This is a genomic window from Bradyrhizobium sp. S3.2.6, assembly GCF_040546885.1.
Lineage (GTDB): Bacteria > Pseudomonadota > Alphaproteobacteria > Rhizobiales > Xanthobacteraceae > Bradyrhizobium > Bradyrhizobium cytisi.
Genome location: NZ_JBEPOS010000003.1, coordinates 496,563 through 518,532 on the forward strand (window position 1 = coordinate 496,563; position 21,970 = coordinate 518,532).

The following is a 21,970-nucleotide window of genomic DNA, read 5'->3' on the forward strand; positions in this document are numbered from 1 at the left end:
AACGGATTAAGCCCGATCCGGCGACTGTCTTCTCGACGCATTTGAGAGCGTACGGTTTCCGGCGCGAAAGGAGATCTCACTCCAGCATCCGCGCGGCATCGCGCAACGCGGTCTCCAGCGGTTCCGACTCCATCCCGAAAGTCTCTCGGGCGATACGAGAGTCCATGATGAAGGGGTCGGTGAACTGATAGCGTGTCGCGCGGAGTTCGCGAACCATCGGGACGAAAATGCCGACGGTCCAGACCAAGCCCCAGGGTATGACCGTTATCTTCGGTTCCGGCAGACCGTTGGCTTTCGCGAACCGGGTGAGGAGCTCGCGTGCCGTCATCGGCTCATGGCTCGGCACGTGCCATGCTCTGCCCCAAGCGCGTTTGTCGGCTGCCACCGTCGACAGCAGGCGGGCCGCATCCCCGGTCGACGTCCAGGTTCGAGGCACGTCGACTGGTATCGGCGATTTCACGCGCTTGCCGGCGAGCATGGGTCTGAACATCGCCAGACTGACCAACGATTGGGGCTGGATATGATCGCTGGCGCGTATTTCAGTCGCGCGGATGCGGCCGGCGCGGTGCAGCGCGAGCGCCTCCTGCCACATCTCGCCGCGCATGCGTAGCTTGGGATGTGTGGCAGCGAGCGGCGTGGCTTCTGACATGACGCCGGAGCCGGGACCATAGGGGTATAGCGTGGCGTGTGTCGCGACGACCGCGCCGCTGCGCTCCGCAGCTTTCAATATTGCCGCACTGATCGGCGGCCAGTCGATCAGCCAACGATCATAGGCCGGGCTGGCGCAATTGAAGAGAGCGGCTGCACCTTCGGCGATTGTGCTCAGCCGATCGGCATCGGCCGCGTTCGCCGCGATGCGCTCGATCAAAGGATGAGTTGGGCCGTCACCTCTGCGTGTCACGAGCCGGACATTCTCGCCGCGTTCAGCGAGCAGGGACGCGACAGCGCTTCCGACAGCACTGGCCCCTACGATGACATTCGTTTTCATTGGCTCGTTATTCCAACGATAAGCCGTGCTTGGCCGCAATGTCGCCCGTCAGGGCCCATAGCTTCCTGGCGGCATCGGAGTTCATTGCAAGTGGCTCCGGCTCGAAACGCTTGGGGTTGCGCAGGACGACTCCATCGAAGTCGGCCGGCGAGGCCTGGGTCAAAATGCGGACTGCGTTGACTGCGGAAACCTCGGGCGTTGTACCGAACAGCCCCAGCAATTTCATGCTCAAGGGCATAAGCGGATCGGCCATGACCTTGGTCTTGGTGGAGCCGACACAGGCCGCCGCGATGGTCACAGGACGGTCGCGCCACAACCGTGCAGCTTCCTGGACATGCAGATGACCAAGGAGGTGGGTACCCAGGATCGACTTGTAGAAGCTCCACTTGCGGCGCTCGAATTGCAGGTCATCCAGATCAGGCATGAAAGACAACGGGACATTCCCCGAGATGCTGACAATGCGTCCATCGCCCGAAGCGGCGAGCGGTTCGACCAGCGTCCGATTGAGCGCCGCGCGCGCCATGTATTGCAGGGCGAAGGCGAACTCCAGACCGTCAGCCGTCAAGGTCTTGCCCTTGAACGCGGCCATGGCGGTGTGCATCACCCCGTGCAGGACCGGTCGCCACGCCATGACCTCCTCGGCCGCCGCCCTGACGCCCCTGAGGGTCGATAGGTCGGCGCTCAGGAAGGCGGCCGCGCCGCCCGCTGCGCGAACGGCCTCGACCGCGACCTCGCCGGCCTTTCGTCCCCGACCGACAATCAGCACGTTCGCGCCGCGGCGCCCCAGCTCCACGGCCGCAGCACGACCAATGCCGGTCGAGCCGCCGAAAAACACGTAATTGCCACCAGATACCCGTCGCTCATTCATGAGTGATCCTCTTTCGGTAGGAACAAGTTGTTTGTGACGATACGACGCGCGTCAGCTCGAACGAGCTCTGCGCCCATTGCGGCTCTGGAGAAGGTGCGGGTACTCTCGCGTCCCCGATTTTTTGGGCGAGTTCGCTGACGTTGCAAACTTTCCAGAATGCTCCGTCGTGCGCTCTTGTCTCCATTCGATGGTGTGCTCGATATTTTCCTGGTGCGTCAGAGCATCGCCGCTTGCACGTAGGGTGACGGGACTTCACGAGCGACGTTCTGCGTTGCAAAGGAAGCGGCCAGCAAGATCAGGCCAATGGCCGCCGGCAGAGCGCCCTTGAGGCTGCGCACGCCGATGTGCGCCATTCCAGACAGCAGGAGGTGATAGAAGACACCGGCATAGGCGAGATCGCTGAGCGCCACGTTGAAACGCGACACGATGGCGACTGGGCCTGCGATCTTCACCACGATCATAAACGGCACGAGGTAGGCTGGGTAACCGAGGTCGGCGAGTGCCTTCCGGACCCAGTCCCCTTTTGTTGCGTACATGTAGCCCGAGGTCAGATACAGCAGGCACAAAAGCGTGGTGCTGACCCAATATATGTAGACCGATGCCATGATCTCTTCCTGAGCGCGGTTGCGGCAGCAACAGCTCCTTCGACTTCGCGGCTGCTCGAAATGCGTGATTGTCTCTGCATCCGCAGCGCACATCGAAAATGTCGGCTAAGATCTGTATTCGCAAGTAGGATGAATAACCTGTTGCTAGTATGGAAAAGCAGACTATGGCCGATAAACAGATCAACATGCATGAAGAGATGCGGCGCGCGTTCGCGCTGCTCTCAGGCAAATGGAAGCTGGAGATCATGTGGCTGCTCAATCAGCGGGTCTACCGCTTCGGGGAGCTGCGAAAGGCGATCCCGGGCATCACCCAGCACATGCTGACGGCACAGCTCCGTGAGCTCGAAGCGGACGGTCTGGTGTCACGCACCGTATTCGCGGAAGTGCCGCCCCGCGTCGAATATGAGATCACGTCCAAGGCGCGGGGGCTCGGTCCCATGATGCAGGCACTGACCGCCTGGTGGAAGGAGCACGGAAAGAGCGTGCCCGTAAAGCCGAGCGGCCGCGGGCGGAAAGCCAAGGGCAGCTGAATGCGAACACATTGCCTTGCGTCGGTCTGGCGTGAGGGCGGCGATCCTGGGAGCTTCTGGACATCGAGAGGAGGAGCGAGTGGCGATTGTTTTTATTACGGGCAGCACGGACGGACTCGGGCGGGCGGCGGCGGAGTCGCTTCTCGACCACGGACACCGCGTGGTGCTGCATGCCCGATCGGCGGATCGCGTCGCGACCATCGGCAAGCTCTCCTCGCGGACCGCAGGAATCGTCATCGGCGATCTCCGCAGCGCCGCTGAGACCAGAGGTATCGCGGATCAGGTCAACGCGATCGGGCGAATGGATGCGATCATCCACAACGCCGGCGTCTACACGGAGCGCAGTCGCGGCGCGACGCCCGAGGGCCATGCCTCCACGTTGGCGGTGAACACCTTGGCGCCGTACATCCTGACTGCGCTGATCGAGCGTCCCGGTCGGTTGGTCTACCTCAGCAGCGGCCTGCACCGCGGCGGAGAGGGTTCGCTGGGCGACGTTGACTGGACGAAGCGGAGCTGGGATCCGGCTAAGGCCTACGCCGAAAGCAAGCTGCAGGTCGTCGCGCTCGCTTTCGCCCTGGCGCGACGCTGGCCGCAGGTCTTGAGCAATGCCGTCGATCCCGGCTGGGCACGCACGAGAATGGGCGGCCCGGGTGCGCCGGTCGACCTCGATACCGGCCAAAGGACCCAGACCTGGCTTGCCATCAGCGACGAACCGGCTGCAATGGTCAGCGGACGCTACTGGCACCATCTCCGGCAGGAGCAGCCGGCCGGTGAGGCCCTCGATCTCCAATTCCAGGAGCAGCTCATCGCCAAATTGGAGGAGCTAACGGGCATCGCGCTTCCTCAGGCTTAGGACCGCGCCCGGTGTTTCCGCGTAGTCGCGAGCTTGTGACGTTGGAGCTGCGGCCAGGAAGCGCAGGTTTTGCACCTAGAGCGCTCTCGCGCCATCTGACAACGCATCGTATCAGATCCTCCGCGTTCGTACTCCCATCGTTGTCAGCGCAGCCATGAGAGTTTCCATATCAAACGGCTTTGCTACGATCTGCAGCAACGCATCTTGCGCAAACCGCTGGCGGACATTCTCCCTGGCATAGCCGGTTGCCAAGATGATCGGCAAATGTGGCTGCAAAGCCCTGATGTCGGCGACAAGTCCATCGCCGGGCTTGTCTGGAAGACCGAGGTCGATGATTGCCCCGACCAGGTTGTCGCCGATGTTTCGAATCTTCGCGAGAGCCTCATGGAAGCTGCCGGCTTCTTCAGCCTGCAGCCCTTCGCGCCCGAGAGTATCCACAACCAACATGCGAATCAGGACTTCGTCATCGACGACAAGAATGCGGCCGCCCTGACCTTCTTCGTCCCGATCGAGCAATTCCCGGATACGCATGGCCAGAGCGGTCAAAGTGAAAGGTTTACTAAGTAGTTCGACGCCAGGAGCAAGCCTTCCCTCGCTGAGAAGGACACTGCCGGCGTATGCTGTCGTGATGAGTGTCCTCAAAGACGGCCTGATGACGCGAACGCGGTCCGCAAGCGCCCTTCCGTCCATGGCGCCCGGAAGGCCGAGATCGGTAAAGAGCAGATGGATTCGTGCTTCGCGTTCTACGATCTCGAGCGCAGAGGTCCCATCGATGGCTTCAAACACGACATAGCCGAGTTCGCGCAGGCTGCTGACGGTGTAGTTGCGAACATCCTCGTCATCTTCGACCACAAGGATGACTTCGCCCTCGCAGGCGAGCGGAACATGGTCAAGCTTTTTCGGTCCATCGGCTTTAGGGCTGCGCGGCGTTTTCGATGCTCTTGGGAAGTAAATCTTCGCAGTCGTTCCGAGCCCGGGCTCGCTATAAAGCTTCAGGTGGCCGCCGGTCTGCTTCACGAAGCCGTAGACCTGGCTGAGTCCGAGACCGGTCCCGCGGCCGTCGGGTTTGGTCGTAAAAAACGGCTCGAACACTTTCTTGAGGACATCGGCCGTCATCCCCGTGCCTGTATCGGAGACCGCGATCATCACATTCGGTCCGGTCGTCACATCGGCGTTGGCTGCGGCATAGGCGGCTTCAAGCTCGACATTCGAGGTTTCAATCACGAGTTCACCGCCATCCGGCATCGCATCACGCGCGTTGACGGCGAGATTCAGGATCGCTGCTTCCAGTTCGGTCGGATCGGTCTCGATGTTCCAGGCTTCGGGATCGAGCACGGTACGGACATTGATGCTCTCGCCCAGAGTGCGCTGAAGCAAATCGGACATACTCAACACGATTTCGTTGACATCGAGGAGGACCGGCTCCAGCGGCTTTTGACGCGCGAAGGCAAGCAGCCGTTCGGTCAGAACTGCGGCCCGGCGTGCGCCGCGCGTCGCGTTGTCAAGGGCCTGAGCCCGTTCGGTCGTCGCCACGGCGGACTGCCGCCGCGCGCTTTCCAGGTTTCCAAGCACGACCGTCAACAGGTTGTTGAAGTCATGCGCGATGCCGGCGGTCAGCCGGCCGACCGCCTCCATCTTGGCCGACTGCCTCATCCGCTCTTCCATCGCCTTTCGCGCCGATATATCGCGCAAGCTCGCCAGAAGCGCCGGGCGGCGATCCCACGTCGTATCCACAACTCGGATCTCGGCGTCGATCGAACCGCCGCCCGGACGATGAATCGCTATCTCGGTCGTGTCGCCGCCGATCAGAGGTATGCCGATCGGCGAACCGGTCAGCGTCTCGCGCGCGCGGCCGAAAATCTGTTCCGCGGCCGGATTGGCGAACAACACGATGCCGTCTTCGTCGACAACGATGATTCCGTCGGCATTCTTCTCGACCAGGAAGCGGATGTCCGCCTGATCGATACCACCGCTTCCTCGGGGACTTGCCGCATTCATCGTGATGTCTCGCATGGGGTATTATTCGGCGGTCCGGACCTCAGCGTCTGTACTCGGGATCGCCGCCGGTGAACACGTTGGGTGCGTCCTCGAAACGATCACCGAGATGCATGCCGGTGTTGTCGATGGTGAAACGGCGAATCTCCTTGGCGTGCTCGCTGCCTCGCATCTTCAGGATCATCAGACCGCGATGCATCCTGTCTTGCTCCTGGATATAGCGCAGCAGAATGATCGAGTCGGTCAGCGTCGAAATGTGCTGTTCGCTGACGCTTTCGCCACCGACCAGCGACTTGCTGGTCGCCGTGCAAAGGCCGGCGATTTCACGCTTCTTGATAAAGGACGTGAGGCTGATCAGGAATTCGCGAAAGCCCGCGTCGGGGGCGATTCGCTCCAGCGCAGAGAGGCTGTCGATCGCAATCCGGCTCGGCTTGAATTCATCGACCAGGCCCTGGATGGTGAGGAGATGATCCGGCAAGCCTTGCGCTTCCGGATAGAGGCAGATGATCTTGAGCTTGCCCTCCGCCTCCATTTGCGCGAAGTCCACGCCCCAGCCGCTTGCGTTGCGAAACAACTGGCCTCTGCTCTCCTCGTATCCAAACAGGATGGACTTTTCGCCCGCGGCGACGCCGCCGGCGAGGAAGTTCGTCACCAAGAGCGTCTTGCCGGTCCCGGTGGCGCCGCTGACGAGCGTGACGCTGTCGCGGAAGAAGCCGCCGCCGCACATCTCGTCGATCGCGGGATTGCCGCTGGTCACCCGTACCATGCTCGACTGCTGTTCGAGGCGCAGCGACGACAGAGGCACGGCCACGACACCGCGATTCTCCAGTAAGGTGAACGGCGCCTCGCCTTCGGCGTGATGGCTGCCGCGCATCTTCAGCACTTCGATGGTACGGCGGCGCTTTTCGCGGTGAAGCACGTTGCGCAAAATCACGACATTGTCCGCAACGAACTCTTCGAGGCGATGGCGCGTGATCTCACCATATTCGTTGTTGCGCTCTGCGGTCATCAGCACCGCGAGCTTCGATTTCTTCAGGGCACTGCTGATGCGGAACAGCTCGCGGCGCAATATCTTCGGGTCGCCGATGAAGTGATCGAAGAGCTGCGTCAGCGAATCCAGCACCACGCGACGGGCGCGGACGGTTTTGACCGCATGATCGATGCGCGCCAGCAGGCCGGCCAGATCGTAATCGCCGACCACCATTTCGTCGCTCGCCGAAGGGCTCGCATCGACAAAGGCCAGGCGCCCCTCCTTGCGCCAGGCGGGAAGATCCCAGCCGAAGCTGCGCATGTTGGCCTCGATATCGACGGGCGGCTCTTCGAACGTCACCAGAACCCCGTTTTCGCCGTAGTGAGTAATGCCATGAGCGAGAAATTGGGTCGCGAACACCGTCTTGCCGCTACCTGGCGTCCCGCCGACAACCGTCGTGCGGCCACGCGGCAGGCCGCCCATCACCAGCTCATCGAAGGCATTCACACCGGTCTTCACCCGGTCCAGGACATCCGAGACCTCCATGTCCTCGTCTTGCGCGATCATGCGGACTTCCCTTTCAGTTCTATGCCGAGAAAATCCAGGACACGCCTGGTGTCGCCGAGATCGCCGACGATGCGCCGTGAGCGCTCAGGGCTTTCATACGCGAGCGTTGGCGTCGCCAGGATGCCTGACTTTTCAGCGAGTTCCGGCCTCTCCTGAACGTCGATGATTTCGACCTTGCACGCCGGATGGATGCGCGCCTGAAGCTCGGCAAGCTGTTTCTCAGCCCGCCGGGCAGTTGCCGAGGTTCCGGCAACGTAGAGGCGTAGAATTGGGTCGATCACGGGGCGTGGCCCTGGTTGCACATCGCGGGGCGCCAGCGGGCGACGGCAGACCCGCTGCCACCCCTTTCAGTACGGATGATCGATTTCATCCGCACGCGCGATGGATCGCAAAGTAAGAGCGTTTCCGCGCCTCGTGCGCAAGAGAGAGAGAAATACCAACCTTCTAGTAAGCCTTATTCAACCGAGGGACTCGGGCGCGGCGATGTCCGCCGCCGTCCGGACAAGGCATCCTGAGGCGTGATGCCGCGCTCACGTGCCCAAATCATCGCGGCGCTGCGGCGGTTCACACCGATCTTCCGATACAGCGAGGCGATGTGGTTGCGGATCGTATTCTGTGAAAGATTGAGCATGGTCCCCATTTCGGTATCGCTGCGGCCCTCGCAGATCAGGCCCAAGACTTCGCGCTCGCGATCGGAGAGAATGTCAAGATCGGAGGTTCTTGGCGCCGGCTTGGCCTTGCGGAACGCCTTGAGCGCTTCGATGATCGAGCGCGTAAACCGGGATGGATCGGCCAACGCGGCCTCCAGTGCCGTGACCGCATCACGTCCATGCTCGTCCGGGAAAGGCTCGCGTTCCTGAATAAGGCATATCGTGACCGCATCTCCATTGATCACGATCTGTTGGGCAGAGAGACAACAATGAACGGCGGCGCCGGCATCGAGCGTGCGCAACGACGCGGCGAGCTCGTCAATGCCTCCGTTCAGGCGCTCGCGGGTGCGCTCATCGATCCACGCGATCTCGCGATTGGAATCGAGTAGCACCGCTCCTGTTCCGAGTGCAGTCACGACGCGCTCGAGCTGTTCTTGCGGGCGCGAACGATCATTCACCACGTCATCCATGGCGTTTCCCCTTTGCGATTGGTGATGGGGCTGACGAACTTTGAAATGTTCGCCCTGACAACGCCGTGCGAGAAGTGTGGTTCCTCCCGACTAAGCCGCTAGTAGAAAAGCACTATTTCGGATCAAAACGGCCAGCGCGCTCGGCCGCCCTCCCTGATCGATGACATCACCAGGCCGGCAGCCGTGGACAGCGCGCGGTTTTGGAGCGAGGTATCCGGCCGCGCAAAATCACTCAACCAAACCGGTCAGGCCGGAATGCGCCAAGGTCCGGAACGTCATTGCGCCTTTCGATGAGGCTTACGACGACGCGGCTGGTTACGCCGGCCAAGGTCATGCCGAGGTGTCCGTGTCCAAAGGCGTGGATCAGGTTCGGATAGCGTCGGCTCGGTCCAATGACGGGCAGCGAATCCGGAAGCGAGGGGCGAAAGCCGAGCCACTGCGATTGAACGGGTCCGAGATTCGGGAAAAGCTTGCGGACGCCTCGCTCCAGGAGAGCAATTTGCTTCTGATTGAGCGGTGCCGAGAGGCCACTAAGCTCGACCGTTCCCGCGACCCGCAAACGACCGGCCATGGGTGTGATATAGAAGCCCAGATCGACCGGGCTGACGGGCCTGTTGATCGGACAGACATCCATCGCGAATTCAATGTGGTAGCCGCGCTCCGTATCGAGGGGAATATTCTCTCCAATTGGCGCAGCCAGAGACTGCGACCAGGCGCCGGCGGCGAGCACGACCGTATGCGCTTCGATCGTGCGGTCGCGGCAGATCAAGCGGATGCGTCCGCTGTCCTGCGGCTCCAGCCGATCCACGCGGGCGCGTTCGAACGTAGAACCCTTGGCCTCGGCTGCGGCCGCCAGTCGGCGGGTCATCACGGCTGGATCGACGGTATGGGCCGCATCGGAGAAAAAAACGCCGCCGGCCGCGGGAGGAAGCGCGGGCTCCAGCCTTGCGACCTCTGCCGACGTCAGCCATTCCTGTCGGACGCCGAGCTCGTTCCGCAGCCGGGCGCCCCACTCGCTATCTTTTTGCGGAAGCTTTCCCCGATAGTAATAGAGGCAGCCTTCATAGCGAAGCAGGTCCGCAAGTCGAGCCTCTTCGGCGAGCGCTCGCCAATCCGGCATCGCATCCTTGAGCAAGCCCGCAAGCGCGTGTCCGTTGCGGCGCGCTCGAGCCGGCGCGGATTGCCAAACGAACCGCGACAGCCAGGGAACGAGTGCGGGTAAGGCGGCTAGCCTGACGGTGAGAGGGCTGTCCGCCTTGAGAAGCAGGTTCGGCAGATTCCAGAGAACGTCGGGGTTGCCGACCGGCGCACAGGCGTAAGGAGCCAATGTCCCGGCATTGCCGTACGAGGCGCCCGAACCTGCCTCGTTCGGATCGACGACAACGACTTCACGGCCAGCTCCCGCCAGCCGAAATGCAATCGCAAGGCCGATGATTCCGGCTCCGACAATCGCGACGTCTGTTTTGATCAACTCCGCCACGGCGCCTCACACCGCGCCCGAGATTTCGAGATGACCGGCATTCAGCAGTTCAGCCATGATCGAAAGCGCCTGCCGCAATTCGCCGGCTGAAGGCGCCGCGCCCACATTGATGCGCACGGCGTGGGCGAGCGTTTCGCGTCCTACCGCAAATGCGTCCGCAGGAAGCACGCCTACGCCGCGCTGACGGCAGGCGCGCGCGAAAGCAGCGCCTCGCCACGGTTCGGGCAAATGCAGCCAGGCGTGAGGCGACGTCTCGTCCGTCTGAACATCGAATGCCGCGAGGGCGTCGCGCAAAATGGCCTGCCGCCGGCGCAGTTCCTCGCGCTGGAATTCGATGATCCGCTTCGCGGTCCCCTCTTCCAGCAAAACGGTGGCAACCAATGCCGTGAGCGGGCTGATGCTCCAGCAATCAATCCGCAGCGCCGCCGCGACATTGCCCAAGACTGCGCGTGGCGCGACCACAAATCCGTAGCGCAGGCCGGGTGCGATGCATTTCGATAGGCCGCTGATGTGGACTGTGAGTTCAGGTTCGAGGGCCGCGAAAGATGGAATGGCGCGATCGAGCAACGGACGGTAGACATCGTCCTCGATGATCAGCACGTTATGGCGCCGCGCAATCGCCCCGAGCGCGCGGCGGCGCTCTTCGCTCAATGTAACCGTTGTCGGATTGTGCAAGCTGGGTACGAGGAAAACCGCGCGAGGGCGCAAGGTCGCGCAAGCCGCCTCGAGAGCATCCGGCCGCATGCCCTCTCGGTCGATCGACACCCCACGCAGGTCGACACCTTGTGACCGGCAAAGCGCGCTGATGCCTTGATAGGTGATGGAATCAGCGAGGACGACATCGTCGGGCTGCGTCAGGGCCCGTAGCACGCAGGCAAGGCCATGCTGAGCGCCGTCGGTCAGGACAACGCGACCGGCATCGCCATCGCCCGCTACGCCATTGAGCCAATCCGCAGCCGCGGCGCGCGCCCATAGCGGACCTTCCGGGGGATGATAGTCTTGCAACGCGCCAAATCGGCGATCTTTGGCGATGTGCGGCAGAAGAAGCGCCAGCGCGTCGCGATAAGCCGACGTCGCCGGCCTGTTGACGGACAGATCGATCAGACCGGCCTCATCGCTGGGCGCGGATTTGAATCCACCTTCCTCCGTCTCCTTCGCGGCGACAAGTGTCCCGCGGCCGGGGCGCGCCTCAACGAGTCCGCGCTGTTGCAAGGCCGAGAAGGCGCGGGTGACGGTCGTGACATTGATGCCGAGCAGGCGCGCAATTTCTCGATGTGGCGGCAACCTGTCGCCCTCAGCCAGTTCGCCGCAAGCAATTCGTTCACCGATGGCATCCGCCAAACGCTGATAAATCGGTCGATCGTTGTCCGGCAGTTCCAGATTTTCGAGCATTTCGGCTGGGTGCCCCGAGCGTTCTTGTCTTGGCCAAGGCATTCTTAACATGGAGAAAAGAATCGGACAATCCGACTTGTATGCATTCCTTACGGCTTCAACTGCCTATTATATGACATGGTCGACGCCGTAAATTGCATCATTTGATAGCCTTGACGCTCAGATTTCCGCATTGTACGGTCACTCAATCGTCTATTGTGTGGTCACATAATTGTGGGCAACCTTGGGAGGTGGAGCGATGGTTTCGACCGGACAAAGTTCGTCGCTTCGTAGTCCCCTTGCGGCAAGCGCGCGACTCGCAACGGGCCAAGGCGACGCCAAATTTGTCGAATTCATTGACGTCGAGAAATCGTACGGCAATTTTCATGCGGTCCGCCGGTTGAATTTGAGCATCGGCCGGGGCGAGTTTTTGACGTTCCTCGGTCCCTCAGGTTCCGGCAAGACCACGACCTTGAACATGCTGGCGGGCTTCGAACGTCCGAGCGAGGGCGTCATTACGCTCGATGGCAAGTCGGTCGACCGCCTGCCGCCCTATGAACGCAACATCGGCATGGTGTTCCAGAACTACGCGCTGTTTCCGCATATGAGCGTAGCGGACAACGTCGCCTTCCCTTTGTCGGTGAGAAAGCTGCCGAGGACGGAGATCGGGCCGCGAGTCGTGCGCGCCCTCGAAATGGTGCAGTTGGAGCGCTTCAAGGACCGCAAGCCGGCGCAGCTCTCGGGCGGTCAGCAGCAGCGTGTCGCGCTCGCCCGCGCGCTCGTCTTCCAGCCGACCCTCGTTCTGATGGACGAGCCCCTCGGCGCTCTCGACAAGAAGCTGCGCGAGCACATGCAGATCGAATTGATGCAGATCCATCAGATGCTCGGCGTCACCATCGTATACGTGACGCACGACCAGAGCGAAGCACTGACGATGTCGGATCGCGTCGCCATCTTCGAAAGCGGCGCCATCGATCAGATCGGAACGCCGGACGAGCTTTACAATAAGCCGGCGACTGCGTTCGTCGCAGGCTTCATTGGCGAAAACAATGCGCTGGATGGTGTCGTCGAACGCGTCGTCGGCAATCAATGTCTGGTCGCGCTGCCAACAGGATTGAAGACGACCGCGATGGCGATCGGCGATATTCGTCCGGGCGCGCCGGTCCATCTGACGATCCGGCCCGAGCGGATCGGGCTGTCGGGCGCCGGCGCGGATTCGGACAACCGGTTTCAGGCGACGGTCGATGGCCGAATCTATCACGGCGACCATCAGCGCCTACTCGCGCGTTTGGCGAGCGGGCAGATCCTGACTGTAAAAGTCGGACCTGAAGCAACGATGGCGGCGGGCGAAGCGATCGACCTTTGCTGGCCTATATCCGATTGCCGGGCTTTTCCGGCAGGCGCCGTCCCGGACGGCAGCTCAGCGAACATAGGGAGCGTTTCATGAAGCGAGTATCCAGGACGACCTTGCTTGCCTTGGCGAGCGCCGCGATCGTCGGCCAGCTTCAACCCGCCAGCGCCGAAGAACTCACCGTCATGGCCACCGGCGGCGCGTGGCAGGCGGCGCTGCGGCAGGCCTGGTTCGAGCCGTTCGCCAAGAAGATGGGCATCAAGTTCAACGAGCAGGAATATACCGGCGAGCTCGGCAAGATCAAAGCGATGGTCGAGACCGGCAATGTGCCGATCGACCTCGTGACGGTCGAAACCTCGACGGTCCTGCAAGGCTGCGACGCCGGCGTTCTGATCCGCCTCGATTATTCGAAGGTCGCCGATCGTTCGCGATTCCTGCCAGGCACGGCGCTCGATTGCGGCGTCGGCATCGATGTCTATGGCGACGTGTTGGCCTATGACACGACCGTGCTGAAAGAGGCGCCGACTTCCGTGCTCGATATTTTCGACACCAAGAAATTCCCCGGCAAGCGCGCCATGCGCAAGGCGCCCGCGCAGAATCTGGAATGGGCTCTGATGGCCGATGGCGTGCCGATCGCCGACATCTACAAAGTGCTGGGAACCTCGGCCGGGGTCGACCGCGCCTTCAAGAAGCTCGACACCATCAAGAAGGATATCGTCTGGTGGGATGCCGGCGCACAGCCGCCGCAACTGCTTGCCTCCAAGGAGGTGGTCATGACGACCGCGTGGAACGGGCGCATTCAAAACGCGATCGACCAGGACAAGCGCCCCTTCGCGATCGTCTGGGACAACCAGATCGTCGAATATGACATGATCGCGATTCCGAAGGGCGCCAAGAACCTCGACCTCGCCTACAAATATCTCGCCTATGCGGCCGATCCTGAAGTCGGCGCGCGGCTCGGCCGCTTCATTCCCTATGGTCCGGTGCTGACGGATGCGACGCCGTTCGTTCCCAAGGAGGTCCTGCCGAAACTCCCCACCGCGCCCGATCACATGAAGAGCTACCTGGTCGGCGACGTCGAATTCTGGGGTGACCATGGCGAGGACTTGGTCAAGCGCTTCAACGCCTGGCTCGCCCAATAGAATAGGCCGCGACGAGAACGCCGATCGGGCACCACCCGGTCCTAACGCCACGCGAGGGGTGCCTCATGTCATCGATCGCCTTACCGAAAATCGGCACAACGGACCGATGGGACGGCCTGCGTCCGCTTGCGTTGGCGGCCCCGCTCCTGCTGCTTCTGTTGTTCAGTTTCGGCGCGCCGATCGTCGCGCTGCTGTCGCGGGCCGTCTACGAGCCGACAATTGCCAATGCGCTGCCTCACACCATCGCGGCGCTCCGGCAGGACAGCGGCGCCGGCGTGCCCGGCGAGCCCGTCTTCCTCGCCTTGGCGGCCGATTTGAAGCAGGCGCAGGCGGCAGGCGCCGTTTATGAATTCGCCAAGGCCCTCAACACCCGCCTGCCCGGCGCCCGCAGCCAGGTGCTCCGCGTAGCGCGCATCGCCACGCAGGATCAGGCGACGGGCAAGGAGGCGATGATCAAGGCGGCTCCGCTGCTCGGCGAAGAGCAAAGCTGGGCGGCTATTCGCACCGGCACAAACCGCTTCACCTCGTTCTATCTCCTCAGCGCCTTTGACCTGCGATGGACCGAGCGGGGGACCATCGGCGCGGTTCCGGCCGACCAGGCGGTCTTCCTCCGGGTCTTTGGCCGGACGTTTCTGATCGCAACGATCGTCACGCTCGCAACGCTGGCGCTCGCCTTTCCGCTCGCCTTCGTAATCACCAACCTGCGCCCCGCGGTTGCCGGCATGGTCCTCGTTCTGGTGCTGCTGCCGTTTTGGACGTCGATCCTTGTGCGTACCGCCGCCTGGACCGTGATCCTGCAGAAATTCGGCCTGCTCAACGACCTGTTGCTCTGGCTCGGCCTGACGTCGGATCGCCTCGAATTGATGTACAGCCGCACCGGGCTCATCATCGCGATGACGCATATCCAGCTGCCCTTTACGCTGCTGCCGATCTACAGCGTGATGCGCTCGGTCAAGCCTTCGCTGGTCAGAGCCGCCCAATCACTTGGAGCCCGGCCTTTCACCGCGTTCTGGCGGGTCTATCTGCCGCAAGTCATGCCCGGCGTTCTCGCCGGTTGCCTGCTCACCTTCATCCTGTGCCTCGGCTACTACATCACGCCGGTGCTAATCGGCGGGGCAAGCGACCAGTTGATCAGCAATTTCATCGCCAACTACGTCAACGTCGAGCTCAATTGGGAGATGGCGGCGGCGTTGAGCTTCGTGCTGCTCGCCTCTACCCTCGGCCTTTACGTCACCCTGACGCGGTACCTCGGTCTCGATCTCTTCAAGATGGGATGAACGCCATGTTGTCGCCATACCCAACGACCGCCGAATGGGTCCGCGTCACCGCGCTCTGGTTCTGGTGCGTGCTGGTGCTGATCTTCCTCGTCGTGCCGATTTTCGTGCCGGTGCCCTTGTCTTTCAACAGCGGTTCATTCTTCACCTTCCCGCTCGCCGGGCTTTCAACGCGGTGGTACGAAGTCGTGCTCGGGACGCCGCGCTGGCGCGCCGCCATCGGCAACAGCCTGCTGATCGGATTGGGATCGACCGTGCTGGCGACCGTGCTGGGAACGCTGACCGCGATCGGCCTGTCGGATCCGAAATTCCCGGCGCGGCGGTTCGTCGTGCCTTTGCTGATTTCGCCCCTGATCGTCCCGGTCGTCGTGACGGCGGTCGGAACCTATCTGTTTTATGCCCGCGTCGGGCTCGCCAATACCTATTTCGGCATCATCCTCGCGCATACCGTTCTGGCGAGCCCCTTTGTCGTGGTGACCGTCGGCGCAAGCCTCACGGGGTTCGACCGCAACCTGATGCGAGCGACGTCCATTCTCGGGGCGAGACCGCTGACCGGATTCATTCGGGTCATGCTGCCGCTGATCCTGCCAGGCGTATTGTCAGGCGCCGCTTTCGCCTTTGTGACGTCGTTCGACGAAGTGGTCGTGGTGCAATTCCTCGCCAACGCCGAGCAGCGCACCCTGCCACTCGAAATGTTCACGGGCCTGCGAGAGCAATTGAGTCCGGCGATCACGGCGGCCGCCACCTTGATGATGGGCCTGTCGATCCTGTTGTTGATCGTAGCCAATCTGCTCGCCCGTCGATCGCGGCAAAGCGCCAGCGCCCTGGCCGAGTGAGGCATTGTTGCATGTGCTATCACACGACAATCAACGGTACACGCTGGACCTTTCACGATCTCAAGACGCTGCTTGCCAAAGCATCGCCAGCCCGCTCGGGTGATGTTTTAGCCGGCGTCGCGGCGCAGAGCGCCATCGAGCGTGTTGCTGCCCAGATGGCGCTGGCCGATCTTCCTCTCAAGACCTTCCTGAATATCGATCTCGTGCCGTATGAGGAGGACGAGGTTTCTCGTCTGATCCATGATAGCCATGATCTGACGGCATTCGAACCGGTGTCCCATCTGACCGTCGGCGGATTTCGCGAATGGCTGCTCGACACGCGGACAACGACCAGCCATCTGGCCGCGCTGGTCCCCGGCCTGACCCCGGAAATGGCCGCCGCCGTGTCCAAGATCATGCGCGTGCAAGACCTCATCGTGGCCGCGGCCAAATGCAACGTCGTTACAGCTTTCCGCAATACGATCGGGCTTGCCGGCCGGCTCTCCACGCGCCTGCAACCAAACCATCCGACCGACGATTCCCGTGGAATTGCCGCCAGCCTTCTTGACGGACTCTTGTTCAGCGTCGGCGACGCGGTGATCGGCGTCAATCCCGCGACCGATAGTTTGCAAGACTATGTGCGCATCGTCAGCCTGCTCGACAATGTCCGGGAGCGCCTCGAAGTTCCGACCCAGACCTGCTGTCTGGGACATGTCACCACCGCGATCCAGGCCATCAATCTCGGCGCCCCGGTCGATCTCGTCTTTCAATCCATAGCTGGCTCTGAAAAAGCCAATCGAGGGTTCGGGATCAACCTATCCGTCCTGGCGGAGGCCAATGACGCCGCGCTCTCGCTGGCTCGCGGCACGGTCGGCCGGAACGTCATGTATTTTGAAACCGGGCAAGGCAGCGCACTGTCCGCCGACGCGCGTTTTGGAATCGATCAGCAGACGATGGAAGCGCGCGCCTACGCGATCGCGCGGCGCTTCAAGCCGCTGCTCGTCAACACGGTCGTCGGCTTTATAGGTCCCGAATATCTCTACAACGGCAAGAAAATCACGCGGGCCGGACTCGAGGACCATTTCTGCGGCAAGCTGCTCGGCGTGCCGATGGGATGCGACATCTGCTACACCAATCATGCCGAAGCCGATCAGGACGACATGGATGCGCTGCTGACGCTGCTGACCGCCGCAGGCGTCACCTTCGTCATTGCGGTTCCCGGCGCCGATGACGTCATGCTGAACTATCAGAGTCTGGCGTTTCACGACATCCTCTACGTCCGTCAGACTCTCGGTCGGCGATGCGCTCCGGAGTTCGAGGATTGGCTGCAGCGGACGGGCCTCGCCGACGTGGACGGCCGTTTGCTTGAGAAAGCGGCGTCTGGAGCGATCGGTCCGGCCATTGCGCTGATCGAGACGATGGAAGCCTGATGATGCCGGACGAGCCGCCAGATCGGAACAACCAGCTCGCAGTGACCGACAAACTCGCGCGCCTGCGACGCTTCACGCCGGCGCGCATCGCGCTCGGGCGCGCCGGATCCGGGCAACTGACGGCCACGGGCCTTCGGTTCATGCTCGATCATGCGCGCGCGCGTGACGCCGTTCACGCCGCGCTTGATTTCGACACCATCGGGCAATCGCTTCGCGAGCGAGACTGGAGCGTCGTCCATGTCCAGAGCACCGCGGCCGATCGCGCCGAATATCTGCGCCGCCCGGATCTGGGACGCCGCCTATCGCCCGCAGGGCGTCTGGCCATCGTTGGCCAGCAACGCGGCAGCGATGTCGCGATCGTCGCCGCCGACGGCCTCTCCGCATCGGCTATCGAGATCAACCTTCTGCCGTTGGTCGATCAGCTGCGCCGGCTCTTGTTGGCTCAAGGCCTCACGATGGGACCACTTGTTCTTGTCGGGCAGGGACGCGTCGCGGTCGGTGACGAGATCGGTGAATTGCTAGGCGCAAAGCTAGCCGTCGTCCTGATTGGCGAACGTCCGGGTCTGTCGGCAGCCGACTCGCTCGGCGCCTATATCACGTGGCGGCCGCGGGTCGGCATGATGGATTCGAGCCGGAACTGTATATCCAATATCCGTCCCGCTGGACTGTCGCCGGAAGACGCGGCTGCGCAGATCGTCGGTGTGGTGAAGCTGGCGTTCAAGCATGCCACGACGGGCGTCCGACTCAACGATTTGCGGGGAACAGAAGCAATCAGCGCGGTCGGGCCGCGAGAATAGGCGCGAACAACGATGTCCTATCTAGTCATTGGCAAATGACCGAGCAACCGAGACCGGCACTCCAGCCATTGCGAGGTTTCGTAAATCTGTTCAGGAATGGTGCCCAGGGGCGGAATCGAACCACCGACACTGCGATTTTCAGTCGCATGCTCTACCAACTGAGCTACCTGGGCGTGCTCCAAAGAGGGGCCAAAGCCCATCGAGCGGGCGGTTTATAGTGGGCTGGAAGCGGCCTGTCCACCCGGCTTCGCCAAGAGGCTTCGCCGGGTGCGGGCCGGCTGTGCACAAGGTCGGGCGCCATTGCCGCGGCTGGCGCGCGATGCATCGAACTTCCATGCAAGCTGTTGATATAACTAATTATTCTTCGCCGTCGGCTTCGTCGTCGCGGCCGGGGATGACATAGGACCCTTTCAGCCATCGGTTCAGGTCGACGTCGCGGCAGCGCGAGGAGCAGAACGGACGGGTGGCCTCCGCCTGCGGCTTGCCGCAGATCGGGCAGGTTTTGAGGGGCGCAGCGGGCTTTTTGATGTGGTCGTCCATGATGGCGGCAACTTACACGAGGTGAAAGGGTTCAAGAGCCTCTCGGCAAACGGGTTCCTGCGGCGGAGGCGCAGGCGCGCCGCCTGCCGATTCTACTGTGCATGGGGTTGTTTTCGAGATTTTTGTCGGGCCGTGGTCAAATGGCCGTGGCGTTGAGCCAGCCGAAGCGGATCGGAAAGCCTTCGCCGCCGAGCAGCGTCGTGGTCTCGTAGAGCGGCAGGCCGACCACGTTGCTGTAGGAGCCCACCATCTTCACCACGAACGACCCCGCGATGCCCTGCACGGCATAGCCGCCGGCTTTGCCGCGCCATTCGCCGGAGCCGATATAGGCCTGGATGTCGTCTTCCGACAGCCGCTTGAAGCGGACCCGGGTCTCGACCAGACGCTGGCGGAAGGCCTCGCGCGGTGTCACGAGCGTAATCGCAGTGTAGACGCGGTGGTTGCGGCCGGACAGCAGCCGCAGGCACTGCGCGGCCTCGTCGACGAGATTGGCCTTGGGCAGGATGCGGCGGCCAACCGCCACCACCGTGTCGGCGGACAGGATGAAGGCGCCGCGCAGCTCGTCATCGAGCTGCACCGATTTCAGCGCCGCATCGGCCTTGGCCCTCGCAAGGCGATTGGCGCAGGCACGCGGCAGCTCGCCCCGCTTCGGCGTCTCGTCGACATCGGCCGGCCGGAGCGCGTCCGGCTCGATGCCGGCCTGGTTGAGCAGCGACAGGCGCCGCGGCGAACCGGAGGCAAGAACGAATTTGGGGCGGCCGAGCATCAGGTGATTTTTGGGAGACGAGGCAGGGGGTGAATTGCGCGCGGAACCTATCGGAAGGGGGCTGATTTCACAACCCGGGAACCCTGACTTTGGCGATTCGAGGTGTCCGATATGCCTGTGCCCTTGGTCTGTGACGCGGGTGTTACGCCTGCCCAATGCTACCCGCTCGCCGCGCCGACCTTGGCGAAACGCCGGCGGATCCGCATCAGGAGCTGGTCGCAGACCTCGCGATAGGCGGCGAGCTTCTGGTCGCGGCTGCCCTCGATGGTGGTGGGATCCTGCATCGGCCAGTACTCGACGTCGGCGGCAAGCGTCCGGGTCAGCTCCAGCGCCTTGTGGTGCGCCTCGGGCGAGAGCGTGATGATGAGGTCGAAATTCAGCCCCTCCCAATCCTCCAGCTCCTCGAAGGTCTGCGGCTTGTGGGTAGAGATGTCTTGCCCCAGCTCGTCCATCACGGCGACCGCGAACGGATCGAGCTCGCCCTTCCTCGCACCGGCCGATTTCACGTAGAGACCCTGCGCGAACATGTGCCGTAGCAGGCTCTCGGCCATCGGCGAGCGCACGCTGTTCATGGCGCAGGCGAACAGCACCGATTGCGGATCGCGTGCGCGTGGCGGACCCGCCATCGCGCCTAGCCTTTCCAGTGCAGGACAGTGATGAGCGTGAACAGGCGGCGCGAGGTCTCGAAATCGATCCGCACCTTCCCCTTCAGCCGCTCCTGCAGCGTGCGCGATCCCTCGTCATGGATGCCGCGGCGGCCCATGTCGATCGCCTCGATCTTGTCCGGGGTCGCGGTGCGGATCGCCTGGTAATAGCTGTCGCAGATCATGAAATAGTCCTTCACGATCCGCCGGAACGGTCCGAGCGACAACAGATGCGCGACCACGGGCGTGCCGTCCTCGCGGCGGATGTCGAACATCAGCCTGCTGCCGGTGATGCCGATATGCAGCGTGAATGGGCCCTTGCCGTCGGCGCCCTCGGGAGCGAACAAATTCTGCTCGATCAGATCGTAGATCGCGATCGCGCGCTCATGCTCGATGTCGGGCCCGGAACGGCCGATCGAGTCCTCGTCGAGCGTGACCGCGACGATGCGATTGGTCGAGGCGTCCTGTTCGGGCGACTGGGTCATGACAGATTGAGGCGCAATCCAATCGAGCGCGAATGGGCATCCAGCCCCTCCGCTTGTCCGAGCGTCATCGCAGCCGGCCCCAGCGCACGCAGCTGGTCCGGGCCGCATTTCAGGATCGAGGTCCGCTTCATGAAATCGGCGACCCCGAGGCCCGAGGAGAATCGCGCCGAGCGCGCCGTCGGCAGCACGTGATTGGAGCCGCCGACATAATCGCCGATCGCCTCCGGCGTATGCGCCCCGAGGAAGATGGCGCCGGCGTTGCGAATCTTAGCGGCGAGCGCGTCGGGATCACCGGTCATGATCTCGAGATGCTCGGCAGCGATCGCGTCCGCGAGCGGAATGGCGTCGGCGAGAGAGCTCACCATGATGATGGCGCCGAAATCGGCCCAGGACTTGCCGGCAATTGCGGCGCGCGGCAGCGTCTTCAACTGCGCCTCGACCGCCGTCTCGACATCGGCGGCGAGCCGCGCCGAGTCAGTGATCAGAATCGATTGCGCGCTGGCGTCGTGCTCGGCCTGCGCCAAGAGATCAGCGGCGATCCAGTCGGCATTGCCGGTGTCGTCGGCGATCACCAGCACCTCGGAGGGGCCCGCGATCATGTCGATGCCGACCTTACCGAACACCAGCCGTTTTGCGGCGGCGACATAGGCATTGCCGGGACCGACGATCTTTGCGACCGGCGCAATCGTCGCGGTACCATGAGCGAGCGCGGCCACAGCCTGCGCGCCGCCGACGCGGTAGATCTCGGTGACGCCGCCGAGATGGGCTGCCGCCAACACCAGCGGATTGAGCTTGCCGTCGGGCGAAGGCACCACCATCACCAGGCGCGAGACGCCGGCGACTTTCGCCGGCACCGCATTCATCAGCACCGACGACGGATAAGCCGCAGTGCCGCCGGGCACGTAAAGGCCGGCGGATTCGATTGCGGTGTAACGCCAGCCGAGCTCGACGCCGAGCGGGTCGGTGAAGCGCTCGTCCTTCGGCAGCTGGCGACGATGGTAGGTCTCGATGCGATCCCGCGCGAGCTTGAGCGCATCCAGCGTCGTGGCATCGCAGGCCTTTTTCGCGGCTTCGATCTCGTCGGCCGAGACGCGAAGGCCGGAAGCATCCAGCGTCAGCCGGTCGAACTTTGCCGTGGCCTCGAGCAGGGCGGCATCGCCGCGCCTGGCCACGTCATCGACGATGGTGCGCGCGGCGGCCTCGACATCGGCCGAGATCTCGCGCTTGGCGGCGAGAAAGGCCGCGAATCGCTGGTCAAAATCGGCGCTGCTGCGGTCGAGACGAACGGGCATTTTGGGCTTGGCTTCTGCTGGTTGAGGGGGCGCAGTCTGGCTCACCGGCCCCCTGCTCAATGGCGCGGCGGGGAAGCTGCGTCAACC

The 21,970-nt window shown here is 62.8% G+C and carries 22 protein-coding genes and 1 tRNA gene; 8 read left to right on the forward strand and 15 right to left on the reverse strand.

Features of this window, described 5'->3' with window-relative positions:
• Positions 1–76: 76 nt before the first annotated feature.
• The 3 genes from ABID58_RS10125 to ABID58_RS10135 form a co-directional block, all read right to left on the reverse strand.
• Positions 77–988: an NAD-dependent epimerase/dehydratase family protein gene (locus tag ABID58_RS10125; RefSeq protein WP_354032516.1), complete on the reverse strand. Its 912-nt coding sequence runs from the start codon at positions 986–988 to the stop codon at positions 77–79.
• A gap of 7 nt (positions 989–995) precedes the next feature.
• Entirely contained in the window at positions 996–1,856 is an 861-nt protein-coding gene (locus tag ABID58_RS10130) for an SDR family NAD(P)-dependent oxidoreductase (protein ID WP_354032517.1), read from the reverse strand.
• Between the two features lie 215 nt (positions 1,857–2,071).
• Positions 2,072–2,461 (reverse strand): DoxX family protein, encoded by a 390-nt coding sequence (locus ABID58_RS10135; RefSeq protein ID WP_354032518.1) that lies wholly within the window; start codon positions 2,459–2,461, stop codon positions 2,072–2,074.
• 149 nt (positions 2,462–2,610) lie between these two features.
• Here ABID58_RS10135 and ABID58_RS10140 point away from each other — a divergent pair, with 149 nt between their 5' ends.
• Together ABID58_RS10140 and ABID58_RS10145 are read left to right on the forward strand one after the other, a co-directional pair.
• Positions 2,611–2,991 (forward strand): winged helix-turn-helix transcriptional regulator, encoded by a 381-nt coding sequence (locus tag ABID58_RS10140; protein ID WP_148749915.1) that lies wholly within the window; start codon positions 2,611–2,613, stop codon positions 2,989–2,991.
• A 79-nt stretch (positions 2,992–3,070) separates the two neighbouring features.
• The gene (locus tag ABID58_RS10145) at positions 3,071–3,844 is read left to right on the forward strand and encodes an SDR family NAD(P)-dependent oxidoreductase (protein ID WP_148749914.1); all 774 of its coding nucleotides are present in this window, start codon (positions 3,071–3,073) and stop codon (positions 3,842–3,844) included.
• Between the two features lie 111 nt (positions 3,845–3,955).
• Here ABID58_RS10145 and ABID58_RS10150 read toward each other — a convergent pair whose 3' ends face one another.
• The 6 genes from ABID58_RS10150 to ABID58_RS10175 form a co-directional block, all read right to left on the reverse strand.
• Complete coding sequence (locus ABID58_RS10150; protein ID WP_354032519.1) at positions 3,956–5,857, reverse strand: response regulator; 1,902 nt, start codon at positions 5,855–5,857, stop codon at positions 3,956–3,958.
• Positions 5,858–5,882: 25 nt separating this feature from the next.
• Positions 5,883–7,376 (reverse strand): circadian clock protein KaiC, encoded by a 1,494-nt coding sequence (gene kaiC / locus ABID58_RS10155; RefSeq protein WP_354032520.1) that lies wholly within the window; start codon positions 7,374–7,376, stop codon positions 5,883–5,885.
• Positions 7,373–7,657 carry a circadian clock KaiB family protein gene (locus ABID58_RS10160; protein WP_187434695.1) on the reverse strand — a complete coding sequence of 95 codons (285 nt, stop codon included), beginning with the start codon at positions 7,655–7,657 and terminating at the stop codon, positions 7,373–7,375. Before ABID58_RS10160 ends, kaiC begins: the two co-directional genes overlap by 4 nt.
• 173 nt (positions 7,658–7,830) lie before the next feature.
• Positions 7,831–8,496 (reverse strand): response regulator transcription factor, encoded by a 666-nt coding sequence (locus ABID58_RS10165; RefSeq protein ID WP_354032521.1) that lies wholly within the window; start codon positions 8,494–8,496, stop codon positions 7,831–7,833.
• A gap of 232 nt (positions 8,497–8,728) precedes the next feature.
• The gene (locus ABID58_RS10170; RefSeq protein ID WP_354032522.1) at positions 8,729–9,976 is read right to left on the reverse strand and encodes an NAD(P)/FAD-dependent oxidoreductase; all 1,248 of its coding nucleotides are present in this window, start codon (positions 9,974–9,976) and stop codon (positions 8,729–8,731) included.
• A 6-nt stretch (positions 9,977–9,982) separates the two neighbouring features.
• Entirely contained in the window at positions 9,983–11,368 is a 1,386-nt protein-coding gene (locus tag ABID58_RS10175) for an aminotransferase-like domain-containing protein (RefSeq protein WP_148749909.1), read from the reverse strand.
• Positions 11,369–11,747: 379 nt separating this feature from the next.
• Here ABID58_RS10175 and ABID58_RS10180 point away from each other — a divergent pair, with 379 nt between their 5' ends.
• From ABID58_RS10180 to eutC, 6 genes are all read left to right on the forward strand, one after another.
• On the forward strand, positions 11,748–12,794 hold the full coding sequence (locus ABID58_RS10180; RefSeq protein ID WP_354032523.1) for an ABC transporter ATP-binding protein: 1,047 nt from the start codon (positions 11,748–11,750) through the stop codon (positions 12,792–12,794).
• Positions 12,791–13,840, forward strand: coding sequence for an ABC transporter substrate-binding protein (locus tag ABID58_RS10185; RefSeq protein WP_354032524.1), 1,050 nt, complete (start codon positions 12,791–12,793; stop codon positions 13,838–13,840). The genes ABID58_RS10180 and ABID58_RS10185 overlap by 4 nt, the downstream gene beginning before the upstream one ends.
• A gap of 65 nt (positions 13,841–13,905) precedes the next feature.
• Positions 13,906–15,117 carry an ABC transporter permease gene (locus ABID58_RS10190; RefSeq protein WP_148749906.1) on the forward strand — a complete coding sequence of 404 codons (1,212 nt, stop codon included), beginning with the start codon at positions 13,906–13,908 and terminating at the stop codon, positions 15,115–15,117.
• A 5-nt stretch (positions 15,118–15,122) separates the two neighbouring features.
• On the forward strand, positions 15,123–15,950 hold the full coding sequence (locus ABID58_RS10195) for an ABC transporter permease (protein ID WP_354032525.1): 828 nt from the start codon (positions 15,123–15,125) through the stop codon (positions 15,948–15,950).
• 11 nt (positions 15,951–15,961) lie between these two features.
• Entirely contained in the window at positions 15,962–17,359 is a 1,398-nt protein-coding gene (locus tag ABID58_RS10200; protein WP_354032526.1) for an ethanolamine ammonia-lyase subunit EutB, read from the forward strand.
• On the forward strand, positions 17,359–18,156 hold the full coding sequence (gene eutC, locus ABID58_RS10205; protein ID WP_354032527.1) for an ethanolamine ammonia-lyase subunit EutC: 798 nt from the start codon (positions 17,359–17,361) through the stop codon (positions 18,154–18,156). Before ABID58_RS10200 ends, eutC begins: the two co-directional genes overlap by 1 nt.
• A 97-nt stretch (positions 18,157–18,253) precedes the next feature.
• On the opposite strand, the gene ABID58_RS10210 is transcribed toward eutC, so the two are convergent.
• The 6 genes from ABID58_RS10210 to hisD form a co-directional block, all read right to left on the reverse strand.
• Positions 18,254–18,329: transfer RNA gene (locus ABID58_RS10210), tRNA-Phe, on the reverse strand.
• Positions 18,330–18,513: 184 nt separating this feature from the next.
• Positions 18,514–18,696 (reverse strand): DNA gyrase inhibitor YacG, encoded by a 183-nt coding sequence (gene yacG, locus ABID58_RS10215; RefSeq protein ID WP_148749903.1) that lies wholly within the window; start codon positions 18,694–18,696, stop codon positions 18,514–18,516.
• A 136-nt stretch (positions 18,697–18,832) separates the two neighbouring features.
• The gene (locus ABID58_RS10220; RefSeq protein WP_148749902.1) at positions 18,833–19,462 is read right to left on the reverse strand and encodes a Maf-like protein; all 630 of its coding nucleotides are present in this window, start codon (positions 19,460–19,462) and stop codon (positions 18,833–18,835) included.
• Between the two features lie 158 nt (positions 19,463–19,620).
• A complete protein-coding gene (locus ABID58_RS10225) occupies positions 19,621–20,088 on the reverse strand; it encodes an arsenate-mycothiol transferase ArsC (protein ID WP_354032528.1) in 468 nt (155 codons plus the stop codon).
• Between the two features lie 5 nt (positions 20,089–20,093).
• Positions 20,094–20,591 (reverse strand): UPF0262 family protein, encoded by a 498-nt coding sequence (locus ABID58_RS10230; RefSeq protein WP_354032529.1) that lies wholly within the window; start codon positions 20,589–20,591, stop codon positions 20,094–20,096.
• Positions 20,588–21,883: a histidinol dehydrogenase gene (hisD, locus tag ABID58_RS10235; RefSeq protein WP_354032530.1), complete on the reverse strand. Its 1,296-nt coding sequence runs from the start codon at positions 21,881–21,883 to the stop codon at positions 20,588–20,590. Before hisD ends, ABID58_RS10230 begins: the two co-directional genes overlap by 4 nt.
• Positions 21,884–21,970 lie beyond the last annotated feature (87 nt).

Coding starts and splice junctions, on each gene's coding strand:
- ABID58_RS10195 (WP_354032525.1), top strand. CDS start 15,123: ATGTTGTCGCCATACCCAACGACCGCCGAATGGGTCCGCGTCACCGCG.
- ABID58_RS10225 (WP_354032528.1), bottom strand. CDS start 20,088: ATGGCGGGTCCGCCACGCGCACGCGATCCGCAATCGGTGCTGTTCGCC.
- ABID58_RS10130 (WP_354032517.1), bottom strand. CDS start 1,856: ATGAATGAGCGACGGGTATCTGGTGGCAATTACGTGTTTTTCGGCGGC.
- ABID58_RS10220 (WP_148749902.1), bottom strand. CDS start 19,462: ATGCTCGGCCGCCCCAAATTCGTTCTTGCCTCCGGTTCGCCGCGGCGC.
- ABID58_RS10165 (WP_354032521.1), bottom strand. CDS start 8,496: ATGGATGACGTGGTGAATGATCGTTCGCGCCCGCAAGAACAGCTCGAG.
- eutC (WP_354032527.1), top strand. CDS start 17,359: ATGATGCCGGACGAGCCGCCAGATCGGAACAACCAGCTCGCAGTGACC.
- ABID58_RS10185 (WP_354032524.1), top strand. CDS start 12,791: ATGAAGCGAGTATCCAGGACGACCTTGCTTGCCTTGGCGAGCGCCGCG.
- ABID58_RS10175 (WP_148749909.1), bottom strand. CDS start 11,368: ATGCTCGAAAATCTGGAACTGCCGGACAACGATCGACCGATTTATCAG.
- ABID58_RS10150 (WP_354032519.1), bottom strand. CDS start 5,857: ATGCGAGACATCACGATGAATGCGGCAAGTCCCCGAGGAAGCGGTGGT.
- ABID58_RS10230 (WP_354032529.1), bottom strand. CDS start 20,591: ATGACCCAGTCGCCCGAACAGGACGCCTCGACCAATCGCATCGTCGCG.
- ABID58_RS10200 (WP_354032526.1), top strand. CDS start 15,962: ATGTGCTATCACACGACAATCAACGGTACACGCTGGACCTTTCACGAT.
- yacG (WP_148749903.1), bottom strand. CDS start 18,696: ATGGACGACCACATCAAAAAGCCCGCTGCGCCCCTCAAAACCTGCCCG.
- ABID58_RS10190 (WP_148749906.1), top strand. CDS start 13,906: ATGTCATCGATCGCCTTACCGAAAATCGGCACAACGGACCGATGGGAC.
- kaiC (WP_354032520.1), bottom strand. CDS start 7,376: ATGATCGCGCAAGACGAGGACATGGAGGTCTCGGATGTCCTGGACCGG.
- ABID58_RS10125 (WP_354032516.1), bottom strand. CDS start 988: ATGAAAACGAATGTCATCGTAGGGGCCAGTGCTGTCGGAAGCGCTGTC.
- ABID58_RS10140 (WP_148749915.1), top strand. CDS start 2,611: ATGGAAAAGCAGACTATGGCCGATAAACAGATCAACATGCATGAAGAG.
- ABID58_RS10135 (WP_354032518.1), bottom strand. CDS start 2,461: ATGGCATCGGTCTACATATATTGGGTCAGCACCACGCTTTTGTGCCTG.
- hisD (WP_354032530.1), bottom strand. CDS start 21,883: ATGCCCGTTCGTCTCGACCGCAGCAGCGCCGATTTTGACCAGCGATTC.